Consider the following 15,040-nt stretch of genomic DNA (forward strand, 5'->3'; position numbering starts at 1 on the left):
CGTGGCCACGACGCGACCGCCCGCTCGGCGGCCCTGGTCGTCGGCCGATAATGAAGGGTCCGAAAGCGCGGCGAAGTGCCCGTACGGTACGGAACGGTGTTGACTACAGGAATGTAGTCGCTGAAGAGTGGTCGACGGAGAGAAGGGGAAGGCCTTGGCCGGAACGGGTGCGGAGCGGCGTCCCATGGGCGACTTGGAGTCCGCGGTGCTGGCCGTGCTCTGGGCTGCGCCGGGACCCCTGACCGCCCGGCGGGTGCAGGAAGACCTGCCGATGCCGCTTGCGCGGACGACCGTCGCGACGCTGCTGGCCAGGCTGTACGAGAAGGGCGCGGTGGTCAGGGAGCGCGCGGGCCGCGGATACGCCTACGCCGCGGCGCAGGACCGCCAGGGGCTGACGGCCCGGCGCATGCACCGCGAACTGGACAGGGACGCGGACCGGGAAGTGGTGCTGGCCCGGTTCGTCTCCCAGCTCGGCCCCGAGGACGAGCGGATTCTGCGGGAGCTGCTTGAGACGGAGACGGAGACAGACACGGCGGCGGAGACGGAGACGGAGGCGGAGCCCGGTACGGCAGTGGCTACGGACGCCGCCACGCGCACCGCCGGCCCGGCGTCGCGTATCTCCACGAGCGGCTCGGCCCGGCAGGGGCACGCGGACCAGGACCGGCCTGGGGCGTCCGGGGGAGCGGAAGCCGGTGGCCGGAAATGATCGCACTGCTCGTCCTTCCGCTCCTCCTGCCCTGCGCGGCGCCCCGGCTCGCCCGGGGGCTCGCGGGACGCCTCGAACCGACCGCCGCGCTGTGGGCCCTGACCGTGGCGGCCGTCGTACTCGGCGGCAGTACCGTCGCCGCGCTCCTCGGCCTCGTCCTGGCCGGAGCGCTGCGACTGCCCGTCGTCGCCCGGCTCGGCAAGATGATCCACCCGATGGCCACGGGCCCGGCGTACGTGCTGGTGCCGGCCGCCGTTCTGGCCGCCGCCGCCCTCGTGGCCTGCGTGGGGACGGCCGTGCGGAGCGCCGCGCGTGAGCGGCGTGCCTTGCGCGCCGCGCACGCCGAGGCGGACCGGGCGCGCGCCGCGCACGGGCTGCGCGTCGTGGCCGACGACCGGATCGACGCGTACGCGCTGCCCGGCAGGCCGCGCCCCGGCCGGGTCGTGGTGACCGAAGGGATGCTGGACTGCCTCGGCGCGGACGAGTGCGACGCGCTCATCGCCCATGAACGCGCGCACCTCGCGGGCCGCCACCATCTGTTCCTGGCCGCCGCCGAACTGTCCCGGCACTGCCACCCCGGCCTGCGGGCCCTGCGCGAGGACGTCGCACTCGCCGTCGAACGCGCCGCGGACGAGGCGGCCGCCCGCGCCACCGGCGACCGCAGGCTGACCGCGAGGGCCGTCGGGAGGGCCGCACTCGCGGCGCACGCCGCGCCCGTGCGGCGGGGGTCCGTACTGCCGTCGGCCACCGCGGGGCCCGTGCCGCAACGTGTCGCGGCGCTGCTGAACCGGCCTGAGCCGGCCGGCTGGCGGCCGTTCGCCGCCTCGTTCGCCGTGCTGCTGCTCCTGTGCGCGGGTGCCTCCTCCGCGGCGGCCCTGACCGGCGCCGTCGACCTCCACAGCGGCGTCGAGGTCGCCCAGGGCGAGAGCACCGCGCACCACCACCTCCCGCGCTGACCGTGCCCCGCCGGGCCGGGCCGCTTGCGGAGATAGGCGGAGATGCGCGGCGGCGGAGGGGCGGGATGCACGGCGGCGGACCGGCAGTGTACGTGGCGGCGGACCGGCGCACGGCCCGTCATGTCCGCATGCCCGTGGGCGCCGTCAGGCGATGCGCGGTGGGCCCTGTTCGACGCGGCGCAGTACGGGCCCGAGCTTGTCCACCTGGTCGTCCTGGATGTGCCGCTCGTCCCACCAGGTGGCTCCCGCGTCGGCGAGCGGGCCGATCAGATCGCGGGCGCGGCCCTGCTCGGCGGGGCTGACCCCGCCGAGGACGATCTCGAAGGGGCGGGCCTCCCCTTCCTGCTCACGCAGCTGCTCCTGGCGCTGTGCGCGCAGATAGCCGACCAGGTCGCGTACCTCGTCCACCGGCGGGGCGTAGCCGTGCCGAGCGGACTCGAACAGCGGCGCCGCGCCGTCCCAGCGGGCCGCTCGGCGCATCGGCCGCCGCTTCGGCCAGTACCCGGCGATCCAGACGGGGGGACGTGGACGCTGCACCGTAGCGGGGAGCAGCTCCACGTCGTCGGCGTGGAAGTGGCGGCCGTGGTGTGTGACCGGCTCGCCCGTCCAGTAGTCGGCCAGCAGGCCGAGCCCCTCGTCGAGCCGCTCCGCGAGCACCACGGGGTCCGTGGACTCGCCGAAGCTGCCGTACTCGTCGTCGATCGGCCCGCCGAGCCCCGCGCCGAAGACCACCCGGCCGCCGCTCAGCGCGTCGAGCGTGGCCACCTGGCGGGCGAGTTGTTCGGGGCGGCGGCGGGGGACCGGTGTGACGAGGGTGCCGAGCTTGATGCTGCTGGTCGCCAGCGCCGCCGCCGTCAGCAGCATCCATGGATCGCCGAAGACGCGGCGGTTCCGCTTGACGTGGACGACGTGGTCCCAGACGAAGAGCCCGTCCCAGCCGGCCGTCTCGGCAGCGGCGGCGAGGGAAGCGACCGTCCGCGGGTCGGCGAAGTCGCCGAAGTTGGGGATATTGATGGAGTAGCGCACCCAGGGATCGTCCGCCACGGTCCGCGGCGGGGCAAGGGCGACGCTCCGGGGCAGCCGGGTCGGCCGTGGCGAGGGTGACGCGCCGGGTCGGCCGCGCGCCGCGTTCAGCGAGGGCGCCGAGCGGCCCGACGTGGTGTCGGCGGTGGGCTCGCGGCCCGGTAGGGGTGTGTCTCGGTGCGCTGTCGGCGGTGGGCTCGTGGCCCAATAGGTGCGTGCCTCGGTGCGGTGTCGGCGGTGTCGGCGGTGTCGGTGGTGGCTCCGCGGCCCGGTGGGTGCGTGGTCACCTGGCCGGTCCTGGTCAGATGTCCTCGACGGGTCCCGTCTCGTTCCAGGTCGGTACCAGGCTCTCGGGGTGGATCTCAGGACCGTGCGCCTCGTCGCCGCAGGTCACGCAGACCGTGCGGGTACGCAGCTCGTGGTCGCCGTGCCAGAACCGTACGGGCGAGGCGGTGACCGCCCATCTGTCTCCCCACGCCATCAGCTCGCGCATGGCCCCCGTCAGGTCCCGGCCTGCCTCGGTCAGGTGATAGCCCTGGTAGCGCGGGTTGTCCGGATTGGCGCGGCGTTCCAGCACACCGGCCGCGACCAGGTCCTTGAGGCGGGCCGACAGCCGGTCGGTGGGCGCGCCCGTATTCCGGGCGATCTGGCCGAACTGGTGGTTGCCGAGGGCCACTTCGCGCACCGAGAGCAGCGCCCACCGGTCTCCGACGAGGTGCAGCGCGGAGGCGAGCGGGCAGGGCCTGCCGGGCAGTGTCGTGGGGTCGATCCTCTCGGTCATGGCGGAAGTCTCCCACATGCGGGGTTTGATTTTCAAAGTCCGACCTGCTTCGGTACCTCCATGACCTCAACGCTTGGACTTTCAAAGCGCGAAAGAACGGCCTCGGTCGTCATCGTCCTCGCCGTCTTCATGACCAACCTGGACCTCTGGATCGTCAACGTGGCGCTGCCCGCGATGGGCGCGAGCTTCGAGAGCGGCGGGCGTCCGGCGTCTCTGGCGGGCCTGTCGTGGGTCCTCAACGCGTACGCGATCACACTGGCGGCGCTGCTGGTGGTGGCCGGGAGGCTCGGTGACCGGGTGGGCCAGAAGCCCGTGTTCCTGGCCGGAGTCGTCGTCTTCACCCTCGCGTCGGTCGCCTGCGCGCTCGCCCCGACGCTCGGAGTGCTGGTCGCCGCAAGGGTGGTCCAGGCGATCGGCGCGGCGGCCCAACTGCCCACGTCACTCGCCTTGTTGCTGGCGACCGTGCCCGTCGAGGGCCGTACCCGCGCCACGCGCGGCTGGGCGGCGGTCGGCGGACTCGCGGCAGCGGCGGGGCCGGTCTTCGGCGGCCTGCTCGTGGAGGTCGACTGGCGGTGGGTCTTCGTGGTGAACGTGCCCATCGGAGCCGCCGCGCTGATCGCGGGCCTCGCCACACTTCCCCGGCCCGCGGCGCGCGAGAGCGGGCCGCTGCCCGACCTGTGGGGCGCGGTGCTGGTCACGGTCGCCGTGGCCGCGCTGTCGGGCGCGCTGGTGGAGGCGCCCTCCTGGGGCTGGTCCTCCCTACGCGTGTACGCGCTGACAGCCCTCGCGCTCGTGGCGGGGGCGTGGTTCTGGCGCAGGTCGTCCCTGCACCGCTCGCCCCTCATGGAACTCGATCTGCTGAGGCTGCCGCGCTTCGCGTCGGCGGGCGCGGGCACCTTCGTCTTCGCCGTCGCCTTCGCGATTATGCTGCTGTCGAATGTGCTGTGGTGCCAGGACGTCTGGCACTGGAGCGCGCTGGACACCGGTCTCGCCCTCGTACCGGGGCCCGCCCTGGTACCCGTGGTGACCGTGCTCACGGCACGCGCGGCCCACCGGTTCGGACACGGCCCGCTGGTCGCCGTGGGCGGTGGGCTGTTCGCCTGCGGGATGGTGTGGCGCACGGTGACGGTGTCGGCCGACCCCGACTACGCGCGCGACCTGCTGCCCAGCCTCGTCCTGACCGGCGCGGGCGTGGGTTTCGCGCTGGGCACGCTCGTGGCGGCGGGCGTCCAGGCGCTCCCCCCCCCCCGCGCCGCCACCGGGTCGGCCCTCGTCAACTCCCTGCGGCAACTGGCCTCCACGGTCGGCGTGGCGGTCCTGGTCACCCTCCTCGGCTCACGGGTGACACCACGCTCCGTCGATGACTTCCGGCTCGCGTGGGGACTGGCCGCCGTGCTCTCGCTCGCCACCGCCGCGGTGGGGCTCCGTCTCGCCCGTACCTCCGAAACGGGCGCGGCGCCCCCGGCGGCAGGCACCGTGCCCGCGACCGGGACGGACGGCGCAGCCGGTACCGCGAAGGCCGCACCGCCGACCCCCTGAGCCGCCCCCCGAGCCGGCCGGCCCGGACCGCGGTGTCGCAGGGGCTTCGAGGTGCCGGAGGCCGCCCGCCGCCCTACGCTGACCGCGTCAGGGGGGTGAGCTGGAGGTCTGCGCATGCCCCGCCCCATCTGGACCGGTGCCGTGTCGTTCGGGCTCGTGACGATCCCGATCCGGATCACCGGCGCGTCCGAGAACCGCGCAGTGCGCTTCCACCGCATCCATCTGGAGGACGGGGGGCGCGTCCGCAACCAGAAACGCTGCGAACTCGACGACGAGGTCGTCACGGACGACGACATCGGCAAGGGCTACGAACTCAGCAAGGACCAGATCGTCCCGGTCACCGACGAGGAACTCGACGCCATACCGCTGCCCACTGCCAGAACCGTCGAGATCATCGCCTTCATGGACCGCGACGCCATCGACCCGGTACGCCTCGGGCAGAGCTTCTACCTGGAGGCGTCGGGCGAGGCAGCCGCCAAACCCTACGTACTGCTGCGCCGCGCACTGGAGCGCAGCGGGCAGGTCGCCGTCACCAAACTCGCGCTGCGCGGGCGCGAGCGCCTCGCCGTCCTCGACATCCGCGGGGACGCGCTGACCCTCCACACCATGCACTGGCCCGACGAGGTGCGCTCGCCCGCGGAGCTGGCGCCCCGCCCCGTCGAGCTGTCCGAGGACGAGATCGCGCAGGCCATGTCCCTGATCGACGGGATGACGACGGACGACCTGTCCGGGTTCCACGACGAGTACCGGCACGCGGTGGAGGAACTGCTCGCGGCGAAGGCCGAGGGCCGGGAACCGCAGAAGGCCGAGGACGGCGAGGAGCCCGGCAGGGTGGTCGACCTGATGGCCGCCCTGGAGCAGAGCGTCGAGAAGGCCCGCTCGTCACGCGGCGAGAGCGACGGCGACGGCAACGGTGACGCGACCGTCCACGAGCTGCCGAGGAAGCGGGCAGGGGGCGGTAGGAAGGCCGCAGACGGGGCGCCCGCCGCGAAGAGGTCCGCCCGCGAGAGCACGGGGAAGAAGACCGCGGCCAGGAAGACGGCGGAGTCGAAGCCCGCTGGGAAGAAGGCATCCGAAGGGTCGTCGGGAGCGGGCCGGTCGGCGTCGGCGAAGAGCAGGCCGCAGCAGAGCGCGGCGGAGAAGAGCACGTCGGCCGGCGGCGGGACCGCGAAGACGGCGGCCGGGTCGTCCGGGGGCCGGAAGGCCACCGCCAAGAAGACCGCGTCCAAGAAGACCGCCGCCGGGAGCGAGGCCACCTCGGGAGAGCGGGCGTCCCAGGCCGAGAAGGCCACCCCGAAGAAGGAGTCCGCGCGGAAGTCTCCCGCCAAGAAGACCGCATCCGGGAAGACCGCCGCCAAGAAGTCCACGGCCAAGAAGACCGCGTCCAAGAAGGCGGCGGCCAAGAAGGCGGCGCCGGGCAAGTCCTCGCAGCCGCGGCGCGCGGCGTCCTGACGCCCACGTTCCGGCACGCCCCCGGGGCACCGTCAACGTCCGCCCGACGCGGGCACCGGTGGGCACGACGACGGCGCTCCACCGGCAGGGCACACACAGTGACGCTCCCCCCGTCCGGCCAGGAGCATGGCCGCCCGTGCGCGTCCCGAAGCGGCACCCGGCCGCGCGCCCCGCCGCCTCGCCGCACAGCGCCGTCACAATCGGTGACGGTATTCTTGGCCGTGCCGGTGTCTCCCTGTCGACACAACAGGCGCCGGCGACGACCGGCCGGGGCGCGGCAGAGACGGCGGCGGACCCCGGAGCCGCGCACCGCGTGCCGCCCGCACCGGCGGTGGGAGGAGGGCCGCACCGTATGGCCGTATCGATGTCCGCGCTCGCCGCCGACCTCACGGCGGAGACCGAGGACCTGCGGACCCTGCTCGTCCCGCTCGGCGAGGAGGAGTGGCTCAGCCCGACGCCCTCCCCGGGCTGGACCATCCTCGACCAGGTCACCCACCTCGCGTACTACGACGGGGAGGCCGTGCGCGCCGTGCTCGAACCGGACGACTTCGCCGCGGAGCAGCGCCGTATCGGATTCGTCGCCCCCGACGTGTTCGCCGTGCGCAACCGCCACCGCAGCGGGGCCGCGGCGCTCGCCTGGTTCGCGGACGCGAGGAGCCGCCTTCTCGGCGTCTACACCGGTCTCGATCCCGCGCAGCGGCTGCCCTGGTTCGGTCCCACGATGAGCGCCGCGTCCGCGCTCACCGCCCGGATCATGGAGACCTGGGCGCACGGCCAGGACGTCGCCGACGCGCTGGGCGCGACCAGGACGCCGACGGCGCGCCTGCGGCACATCGCGCACCTCGGCGTGCATACCCGCCCCTACAGCTACGCGGTGCACGGCAAGCGGGACCCGGAGGCGCCCGTCTACGTGCGGCTCACCGCGCCCGACGGTGACGAGTGGGCCTGGGGCCCGCCGGACGCGGTCGACCGGGTGGAGGGCAGCGCACTCGACTTCTGTCTCGTCGTCACCCAGCGGCGCCACCCCGCGGACACCGCCCTGCGCACCACGGGCCCCGGCGCCGCGGAATGGCTGACGCTCGCTCAGGCCTTCGGCGGCCCCGCGGGCAGGGGCCGCCCGCCGGCCGGCGGATAGCGCAGCCGCCACGGGCGCCCGCGAAGCTGGGCCCGCGGGGCGTGCGACGGCGTCGCAGCGTGCCGCCCCGCGGTTCTGCGAGGGTCTTGTCACAGGCGCCCGGTACCTTCAGCCCGCATGAGGGAAACCGATCTGCCGCTGCCCGACGGCGGCGTCCTGCACATCTACGACAGCGGTGACGACGGCCACGCGGACGCGGCGGGAGGGAGCGGCCCGCGCCTGCCTCTGCCCGTCCTGTGGCACCACGGCACACCGAACACGGGTACGCCTCCGCGCCCGCTCTTTCCCGACGCCGCCCGGCTCGGCATCCGCTGGGTGTCCTACGACCGCCCCGGCTACGGCGGTTCCACGCCGAGGCCCGGCCGGGACGTGTCCTCGGCGGCCGGGTACGCGACGGTGCTGGCCGATGCCCTCGGCATCGAGCGGTTCGCGGTCATGGGGCACTCCGGCGGCGGTCCGCACGCCCTGGCCTGCGCCGCGCTGCTCCCCGACCGGGTGATCGCCGCCGTCGTTGCCTCCGGCCTCGCCCCGTACGGCGCGCCGGGCCTCGACTGGTTCGACGGCATGGCCGCGTCCGGCGTCAGGGCGCTGCGCGCCGCGGGACAGGGGCGGGCCGCGGCGGAGCGGCTGCACGCGTCCGGCGCGCCCTACGACCCGGAGTTCGTGCCCGCCGACCTCGAAGCGCTCGCCGGCCCCTGGTCGTGGTTCGACGGTGTGGTGCGGGCCGGCTCCGCCGCCGGCCCCGGCCCGCACATCGACGACGACCTGGCCTACGTCGGCCCCTGGGGCTTCGACCCGGCCGAGGTGCGCGCCCCCGTGCTGCTCCTGCACGGCGCCCTGGACCGGATCGCACCCGTCGCCCACGCCCGTTGGCTCGCGGGACGCCTGCCTTCGGCAGCGCTGCGTGTCGGCCCCGAGGACGGCCACATCTCCGCGCTGAACGGCGGCGGAGAGGCGCTGGCCTGGATCAGGGACCGCGCGGGGGACTGATCCCCGGCGTTGCCGTTGCCGCCGTCGCCGGTGCTCAGCGCGCGGGCGGCTCCGCCGGCTTCGCGAGCCCCAGATGGTCCCGGAGCGTGGTGCCGGTGTAGTCCGTGCGGTACACGCCGCGCTCCTGGAGCAGGGGCACGACGGTGTCGGCGAACCCGTCGAGACCGCCCGGCGTGATGTGCGGGACGAGGATGAAGCCGTCGCTCGCGTCGCTCTGCACGAAGGCGTCGATGGTCTCCGCGACCGTCGCGGGCGAGCCGACGAACGACTGGCGGCCCGTCGTCTCGATCACCAGCTCGCGGATGGAGAGGTGCTCGGCCTCGGCCTTCTCCCGCCACTCCTTGGCGACCTCGACCGGGTCCCGGTGTATCCGCACACTGGCCCGGCCCTTGGCGACGGTGTTCTCGCCGGGAGCCGGGTCGATGTCCGGCAGCGGCCCGTCGGGGTCGTACGCCGACAGGTCGCGGTTCCAGATGTGTTCCAGGTACGCGATCGCGGTCGCCCCCGAGACCTGCTGTTTGCGCACCTCGTGCGCCCTCTCGCGGGCCTCGTCGTCGGTGTCGCCCAGCACGAACGTCGCCGCGGGCAGGATCAGCAGCTGGTCGGGGCGCCGGCCGTACCGGGCCAGACGGCTCTTCACATCGGTGTAGAACGTCTGGCCCGCGTCCAGAGTCGAGTGCCGGCTGAAGATCGCGTCGGCGCCCGACGCGGCGAACTCCCTGCCCTCCTCCGAGTCGCCCGCCTGGAAGATCACCGGGCGCCCCTGCGGGCTGCGCGGCACGTTGAACCGGCCCCGGATGCCGAACTCCTCGCCGTGGTGCTCGAACGCGCCCGCGCGGGCGTCCCTCAGGAACTGGCCCGTCGCCGGGTCGCCGACGAGGTCGTCAGAACGCCAGGAGTCGAACAGCTCGTTCGCCGTGGCCAGGAACTCCTTGGCGCGCGCGTACCGCCGGTCCTGCGCCAGGAAGCCGCCCCGGCGGAAGTTCTCGCCGGTGAACGCGTCCCACGAGGTCACCACGTTCCACGCGGCCCGCCCGTCCGTGAGATGGTCCAGGCTCGCGAACTGCCGTGCCACCTCGTACGGTTCGTTGAACGTCGAGTTGATCGTGCCGGTGAGGCCGAGGTGTTCGGTGACGGCGCCGAGCGCCGCCAGCACGGTGAACGTGTCGGGCCGTCCCACCACGTCCAAGTCGTATATCTTTCCGCCCTGTTCGCGCAGCCGCAGGCCCTCGGCGAGGAAGAGGAAGTCGAACTTCGCCCGCTCCGCGGTCCGTGCGAAGTGCTCGAACGACGCGAAGTCGATATGGCTGCCCGCCGCCGGGTCGCTCCACACCGTGGTGTTGTTGACTCCGGGAAAGTGCGCCGCGAGGTGGATCTGCTTGACGGGTTTGCCGGACGTGCCGGTCGTACGGGGCTGGCTCATGACGCGGACACCTCTGCGTTCCTGGCGGTGGCGTAGCGGTTGGCGGGGCGGGCGAGACCGAGCAGGCCGCGCAGCGTGCCGGCCTCGTAGGCGCGCCGGAACGCGCCCCGGCGCTGGAGTTCGGGCACCAGCCCCCGGGTGATCGCCGGCAGGTCGTGGCCGTGCACACCGGGGCGCAGCCGGAAGCCGGAGAGGCCGGCGCGCCGCCGGTCCAGGAGCAGGTCGGCGAGGCCCTCGGGGGTGCCGGTGAACACCTCGGCGTCGCTCGTGTACACGGCCCCCGCCCGTTCGTCGAGGCGTGCCTTGCGATCGGCTGCGGCGCCCGGCGTGTCGTCCAGGAACACCACGAGTTCGCCGAAGACGTGCAGCGGATCTTCCGCCCGTCCCGCGGCCGCCTGCGCCGCGCGCACCTCCGCCACGATCGCGCGCGCACCCTCCGTGTCGTGGGGGGTGACGTAGCCGACGTCGGCGGCCTGCGCCACCAGCGCGTACGGCACACTGCTGTGCGCGAGCGCCGTGACCAGCGGCTGGCCCTGCGGCGGGCGCGGTGTGATGGAGGGGCCCTTGACGCGGAAGTGCGGGCCCGCGAAGTCGATGTAGTGCAGCCGGTCCCGGTCGATGAAGCGGCCGGTGGCGGCATCGCGGATCTCCGCGTCGTCCTCCCAGCTGTCCCACAGGCGCCGTGTGACCTCGACGTAGTCGCCGGCCTCCTGGAACAGTTCGGACGCCGCCCGCTGGCCCTCCGGCGTGCCGATCGTGTCGAGCGACAGGCGCGGCGGGGTCCTGCGCCCGAAGTGGGCGGCCTCGTCGGGGCGTACGGACACCCGCACGCGCACGCCCGCGCGGCCACGCGTGACATGGTCCAGGGTGGCGACGGCCTTGGAGAGGTGGAACGGCTCGGTGTGCGTGACGACCACGGTCGGGACGAGACCGATGTGCCGGGTGAGCGGCGCGACCCGGGCAGCCACGAGTACCGCGTCGAGCCTGCCGCGCACCTGGTCGGTGCGGTCGTCCGCCGCGTCGAACAGGGACGACTGCGGGGCGAGCGCGTCCTCGAACGTCACGAAGTCCAGCAGGCCGCGCTCGGCCTCCGCGACCAGCCCGGCCCAGTGGCGGGCGGTGAACAGGCCGGCGGCGGGTCCGGTGGCCGGATCGCGCCAGGCTGCCGGGTGCCAGCCCGCGTCGTCGAACGCCACGGCGAGATGGAGCGGCGCGTTCCCCAAGGACGCGGCGTCGGGCACGGGTTCGGGGTCGGGCATGAGGGGTTCCTTTCGGTTCTTGCGCGGGCTGGTTGTCGCTCCGCCGTCGGATCGCGGGCGCCGGCGGAGTCAGACGGCAGCGGACACGGGCGCGGAGGACACCGCGGCGGCGTCCGACCGCGCCACCGCCTCGGAGAAGGCGTCGGCCACCCGGTACAGGTCGCCGCGTGCCGCCTCGTCCAGGAAGACCGAGCCGTCCTCGCGCACGGTGATGTGCCGGTCCAGCACGAACCACCCCCGCACGATGTGGTCGGCGCCCATCGACGACAGCACGGGCCGCAGCGCGTAGTCGACGGCGAGCGTGTGCGCGGCGCTGCCGCCCGTCGCGAGCGGCAGCACGGTCTTGCCGGCGAGCACCGACTGCGGCAGCAGGTCGAGCAGCGACTTCAACAGCCCCGAATAGGCGGCCTTGTAGACCGGAGTGCCCACCACCACGGCGTCCGCCCGCTCGAACAGCTCCTTGGCGCGCACGATCTCGGGGTGTGCGAAGTCCGCGCCGAGCAGCGCCCCCGCGGGCAGGGTGCGCACGTCGAGGGGGACCACCTGGTGACCCCGCCCGGCGAGCCTGCCGTCCAGGTGCCTGAGCAGCCGTGCGGTACGGGACGCGGGGGAGGGGCTGCCGGAGACGGAGAGAATCGTGGCCATACGGGTTTCACCTCGGTACGTGTTGGTACGTGTGGACAGGGTCGTGATGGGGCGGCGCGGGGTCAGGACGGCGCCCCACCGCGGACGGGTCCGGACGCCGCTCCACCGCGGGCGGCTCCGGGGCCGGGCGCTCCGGTGCGCGTGCGGGCACCGCGGTCGGCCGGTTCGGTGCGGGCCGCGCCCCGGTTCCCGGCCCGGCCGCCAGCGAGCGCAGGAAGCTCCGTACGACGGCGTCGTTCTGCCGGAACGAGGGCGCGTTGGTGCGGGGCCTGGCGAACGCCGCCACCGACCGTCCCGTGGTGTGGTGGCCGAGCGCGAGCCTGCGCGGGTGCGGACCGCCGAGCGAGGGATCGAGGACCCGGCCGTCCGGTGTCACGGCCAGGCGCCCCGACTCCTCGATCGCCGCGCCCGCCGCGTACAGGTCCCGCAGCAGCCGGTCCTCGGACCGGGACAGCGAGGGGCTCGGGAGGTATGCCTCCACCAGTGCCGTCGCGGTGACCGTATGGCCGGGGACGCTCGGGCTCGACGCCCGGAAGGTGCCGGTCCGCTCGTCCGCCTCGACCCGCAGCCCGGCCCCGGCGAAGCGGACCACCCCGGCCCGGGACAGGGCGTGCAGCTCGCGCAGCCGGAAACCGGGCGGCCCCGATGCGAGGAAGCTGAAGAACCCCTGCCACCAGCCGTCCAGATGCTCGCGCACGGAGGCGTGGCTCAGGCCGCCGGAGGAGCCGGGCTCCGCCGCACCGGCCGGGAGGTACTGCGGCAGCTGGCCGTAGACCGAGAGCAGCGCGAGGAACGCGCCCAGGTCCGCGCTGTGGGCGGGGTCCGCGCGCCGGGCTCCGTCCGCCGTCACATAGGCGCGCATATGGTCCTGGAACGCCTCCGTACCCGCGAACACGCGCCCCTCCAGTGGATGGTCGAGCGCCTCGAAGTCCAGCCGGTCCGCCGGCTCCGGCACCGCCGCGCGCACCAGTTCCGCCATCGCGGGCGCGTACCAGTGCAGCCGGTCGTACGCGGCGCGGAACTCCGGCCAGGACATCGCCGTGCGCTCCGGGTGGCCGTGGAACAGCTCGTGGTAGTGGCCGTAGCCGATCTCCTTGGCCATCAGCGGCCACAGGTCGCGCCGCAGGTCGAGCGGCTCACCCGGGCCCAGCAGCCGGCGCGCCTGCTCGGGACCGAAGTAGCGGGGCAGGTCGGGCCGCGGGCCCACCAGCCGGTAGCCGGTCTTCGAGTGGTACGGGACCCCGCGCCGCGAGCCCGCGTGCACCACCGGCTCACGGCCCGAGGGCAGATAGGTCAGCGTCCCGTCGTCCTCCTCGCGGTAGCGGCCGCCGCGGCCCTCGGTGAGCAGGACCACCAGGTCCACGAAGGCGAGCCCGAGACCGCGCAGCACCACCTGCTCGCCCGGGGCGATCGCGTCGAGGTCGTCCGCCGCGTCGGCGGAGAACGCGGGCGGCACATAGGTACGGCCGTGGCGCGCGGCGAACGCGGCGAGCTCCCGGTGGGCGGGGTCCGGCGCCGAGCCGAGATGGCCCTGCGTCAGGATCACCAGGTCCGCGGCGAGCGGTGCCGCCTCGCCCGCGAGGTGCACGAACTGCGTGCCGTCGGCGGGCCCGTGCACCGCGGTGGCCGTGGTGCGGTGCGTGTGCACCGTGATGTGCGGCGGCAGCGCGTCGAGGGTGTGCCGCAGCGCCCAGTCGAGATACGCGCTCTGCGCGCGCCGGGTCGGGAAGTCCGTCGGCGCGAGAGAGGCGAGCTCGGCCCGTACGTCCGGGTCTCCGGCCGGTATGTGCGGGGCATACGGTTCGCCGCCCGGCCCGGTGGCCGCGGCCCACGCGGCGAGCGAGGGACCCGGGCGCACCGGGCCCTGGAGCACGGAGCTCTCGTCAGTGAACACGGTGACGTCCTCGGCCATCGAGTTCATCCGCAGCAGCGGCGCCTGCTCACGCCGCCAGACGCGGCCCGCCCCCGGCGGATGCGGGTCCACCAGATGGAACTCCAACGGCCGCTCCGCCGGCCACAGTTCGGGAGCGTTCGCGGCGACCCGCTCCAGCAGACCCGTGGCGCGCGGCCCCGCTCCGACCAGCACCACCACGGCCGGCGGCGCGGCGGGGGTCATGCCGCGCTCCTCGCGACGGCCGCGCGCAGCCGCTGGAGCGGTGTGGGCGGCAGGGCGCGCTGCGCACCGCGGGCGTAGTACCGCTCCACGTAGTACTGGCCGAACGACAGCACGCTCGTGACGATGATGTACCAGATGGTGGCGACCATCAGCAGCGGGATGATCTGGTACGTGCGGTTGTAGACCAACTGCACGGAGTACAGCAGGTCCTGGACGGCGAGGACGCTGACGATGCTGGTGCCCTTGAGGGTGCCGATCAGCATGTTGCCCGCGGTCGGCACGATGGACCGCATCGCCTGCGGCACCACGATCCGCCGCAGTACCCGCCACCGGCTCAGCCCGAGCGCGGCGGCGGCCTCGCTCTGCCCGGCGTCCACGGACAGGATGCCGCCGCGCACCACCTCGGCCGCGTACGCGGATTCGTGCAGGGTGAGGCCGATCAGCGCGGTCAGGCCCGCGCCGAACAGGTTCACCGTCTTGACCGTGACGAACTCGGGGCCGAACGGGATGCCGAGGCCGAGCCGCGGGTACAGCGCCCCGATGTTGAACCAGAACAGCAGCTGCACCAGGATCGGAGTGGACCGGAAGATCCACACGTAACCCCAGCTCAGCGTCCGGAGAACCGGGTTGGCCGAGAGGCGCAGCACGGCCAGCAGGGTGCCGATCAGGAACCCGAGCGCCATCACCGCGGCCGTCAGCCACAGCGTCAGCACCAGTCCGTCCAGGACGGCACGGGTGGTGAAGTACTGGCCGACCACGTGCCACTGGAAGTGCGGGTTGCGCACGACCGAGTTCACGACCATGGCGAAGACCAGCAGCGCCACCGCCGCGGACAGCAGCCGGCCCGGATGGCGGCGGGGCACGATACGGTCCGGCGCTTCCTCATCGACGCGCGCGGCTGGACGGCCGGAGGGGGCGGAGGGCGGCGGAGGCAGGGGTACGACATCGGAGGACGCGCTCATGAGAGAAGACTCCGGCGGGGTTCGCGGGCGGCGGTGGGCGACGAGTCCCGGGG

Annotated in this window: 13 protein-coding genes; 6 read left to right on the plus strand and 7 right to left on the minus strand. The window is 74.2% G+C overall.

All coding sequences use genetic code 11. The features are described 5' to 3' along the window. Window positions 1-184 precede the first annotated feature (184 nt). Together LCE31_RS41110 and LCE31_RS03635 are read left to right on the plus strand one after the other, a co-directional pair. Entirely contained in the window at window positions 185-706 is a 522-nt protein-coding gene (locus LCE31_RS41110) for a BlaI/MecI/CopY family transcriptional regulator (RefSeq protein ID WP_374118389.1), read from the plus strand. Then, on the plus strand, window positions 703-1,662 hold the full coding sequence (locus LCE31_RS03635; protein ID WP_225012477.1) for a M48 family metalloprotease: 960 nt from the start codon (window positions 703-705) through the stop codon (window positions 1,660-1,662). Before LCE31_RS41110 ends, LCE31_RS03635 begins: the two co-directional genes overlap by 4 nt. 144 nt (window positions 1,663-1,806) lie before the next feature. Here the strand turns inward: LCE31_RS03635 and LCE31_RS03640 are convergent, their stop codons facing one another. Further along, entirely contained in the window at window positions 1,807-2,688 is an 882-nt protein-coding gene (locus LCE31_RS03640) for an LLM class flavin-dependent oxidoreductase (protein ID WP_225012478.1), read from the minus strand. 298 nt (window positions 2,689-2,986) lie between these two features. Then, window positions 2,987-3,466 carry a winged helix-turn-helix transcriptional regulator gene (locus LCE31_RS03645; protein ID WP_225012479.1) on the minus strand — a complete coding sequence of 160 codons (480 nt, stop codon included), beginning with the start codon at window positions 3,464-3,466 and terminating at the stop codon, window positions 2,987-2,989. 60 nt (window positions 3,467-3,526) lie between these two features. Here LCE31_RS03645 and LCE31_RS03650 point away from each other — a divergent pair, with 60 nt between their 5' ends. The 4 genes from LCE31_RS03650 (at window position 3,527) to LCE31_RS03665 (ending at window position 8,582) form a co-directional block, all read left to right on the plus strand. Next, window positions 3,527-5,005: an MFS transporter gene (locus LCE31_RS03650; protein WP_225012480.1), complete on the plus strand. Its 1,479-nt coding sequence runs from the start codon at window positions 3,527-3,529 to the stop codon at window positions 5,003-5,005. A 114-nt stretch (window positions 5,006-5,119) separates the two neighbouring features. Further along, complete coding sequence (ku, locus tag LCE31_RS03655) at window positions 5,120-6,457, plus strand: non-homologous end joining protein Ku (protein ID WP_308042186.1); 1,338 nt, start codon at window positions 5,120-5,122, stop codon at window positions 6,455-6,457. Between the two features lie 352 nt (window positions 6,458-6,809). Next, the gene (locus tag LCE31_RS03660; RefSeq protein WP_225012481.1) at window positions 6,810-7,592 is read left to right on the plus strand and encodes a TIGR03084 family metal-binding protein; all 783 of its coding nucleotides are present in this window, start codon (window positions 6,810-6,812) and stop codon (window positions 7,590-7,592) included. Window positions 7,593-7,709: 117 nt separating this feature from the next. Next, window positions 7,710-8,582: an alpha/beta fold hydrolase gene (locus LCE31_RS03665; protein WP_225012482.1), complete on the plus strand. Its 873-nt coding sequence runs from the start codon at window positions 7,710-7,712 to the stop codon at window positions 8,580-8,582. 34 nt (window positions 8,583-8,616) lie between these two features. Here LCE31_RS03665 and LCE31_RS03670 read toward each other — a convergent pair whose 3' ends face one another. The 5 genes from LCE31_RS03670 to LCE31_RS03690 form a co-directional block, all read right to left on the minus strand. Further along, entirely contained in the window at window positions 8,617-10,005 is a 1,389-nt protein-coding gene (locus LCE31_RS03670; RefSeq protein ID WP_225012483.1) for an NtaA/DmoA family FMN-dependent monooxygenase, read from the minus strand. Beyond that, window positions 10,002-11,264 carry an LLM class flavin-dependent oxidoreductase gene (locus LCE31_RS03675; RefSeq protein WP_225012484.1) on the minus strand — a complete coding sequence of 421 codons (1,263 nt, stop codon included), beginning with the start codon at window positions 11,262-11,264 and terminating at the stop codon, window positions 10,002-10,004. The genes LCE31_RS03670 and LCE31_RS03675 overlap by 4 nt, the downstream gene beginning before the upstream one ends. Window positions 11,265-11,333: 69 nt before the next feature. After that, a complete protein-coding gene (ssuE, locus tag LCE31_RS03680) occupies window positions 11,334-11,909 on the minus strand; it encodes an NADPH-dependent FMN reductase (protein WP_225012485.1) in 576 nt (191 codons plus the stop codon). A 7-nt stretch (window positions 11,910-11,916) separates the two neighbouring features. Further along, window positions 11,917-14,025, minus strand: a complete 2,109-nt coding sequence (locus LCE31_RS03685) for an FAD/NAD(P)-binding protein (RefSeq protein WP_225012486.1) — start codon at window positions 14,023-14,025, stop codon at window positions 11,917-11,919. After that, on the minus strand, window positions 14,022-14,987 hold the full coding sequence (locus LCE31_RS03690) for an amino acid ABC transporter permease (RefSeq protein ID WP_225012487.1): 966 nt from the start codon (window positions 14,985-14,987) through the stop codon (window positions 14,022-14,024). Before LCE31_RS03690 ends, LCE31_RS03685 begins: the two co-directional genes overlap by 4 nt. Window positions 14,988-15,040 lie beyond the last annotated feature (53 nt).

Source organism: Streptomyces sp. 8L (assembly GCF_020176795.1).
Classification (GTDB): domain Bacteria; phylum Actinomycetota; class Actinomycetes; order Streptomycetales; family Streptomycetaceae; genus Streptomyces.

Coding starts and splice junctions, on each gene's coding strand:
- ssuE (WP_225012485.1), bottom strand. CDS start 11,909: ATGGCCACGATTCTCTCCGTCTCCGGCAGCCCCTCCCCCGCGTCCCGT.
- LCE31_RS03660 (WP_225012481.1), top strand. CDS start 6,810: ATGGCCGTATCGATGTCCGCGCTCGCCGCCGACCTCACGGCGGAGACC.
- LCE31_RS03670 (WP_225012483.1), bottom strand. CDS start 10,005: ATGAGCCAGCCCCGTACGACCGGCACGTCCGGCAAACCCGTCAAGCAG.
- LCE31_RS41110 (WP_374118389.1), top strand. CDS start 185: ATGGGCGACTTGGAGTCCGCGGTGCTGGCCGTGCTCTGGGCTGCGCCG.
- LCE31_RS03650 (WP_225012480.1), top strand. CDS start 3,527: ATGACCTCAACGCTTGGACTTTCAAAGCGCGAAAGAACGGCCTCGGTC.
- LCE31_RS03635 (WP_225012477.1), top strand. CDS start 703: ATGATCGCACTGCTCGTCCTTCCGCTCCTCCTGCCCTGCGCGGCGCCC.
- LCE31_RS03690 (WP_225012487.1), bottom strand. CDS start 14,987: ATGAGCGCGTCCTCCGATGTCGTACCCCTGCCTCCGCCGCCCTCCGCC.
- LCE31_RS03665 (WP_225012482.1), top strand. CDS start 7,710: ATGAGGGAAACCGATCTGCCGCTGCCCGACGGCGGCGTCCTGCACATC.
- LCE31_RS03675 (WP_225012484.1), bottom strand. CDS start 11,264: ATGCCCGACCCCGAACCCGTGCCCGACGCCGCGTCCTTGGGGAACGCG.
- LCE31_RS03685 (WP_225012486.1), bottom strand. CDS start 14,025: ATGACCCCCGCCGCGCCGCCGGCCGTGGTGGTGCTGGTCGGAGCGGGG.
- LCE31_RS03645 (WP_225012479.1), bottom strand. CDS start 3,466: ATGACCGAGAGGATCGACCCCACGACACTGCCCGGCAGGCCCTGCCCG.
- ku (WP_308042186.1), top strand. CDS start 5,120: ATGCCCCGCCCCATCTGGACCGGTGCCGTGTCGTTCGGGCTCGTGACG.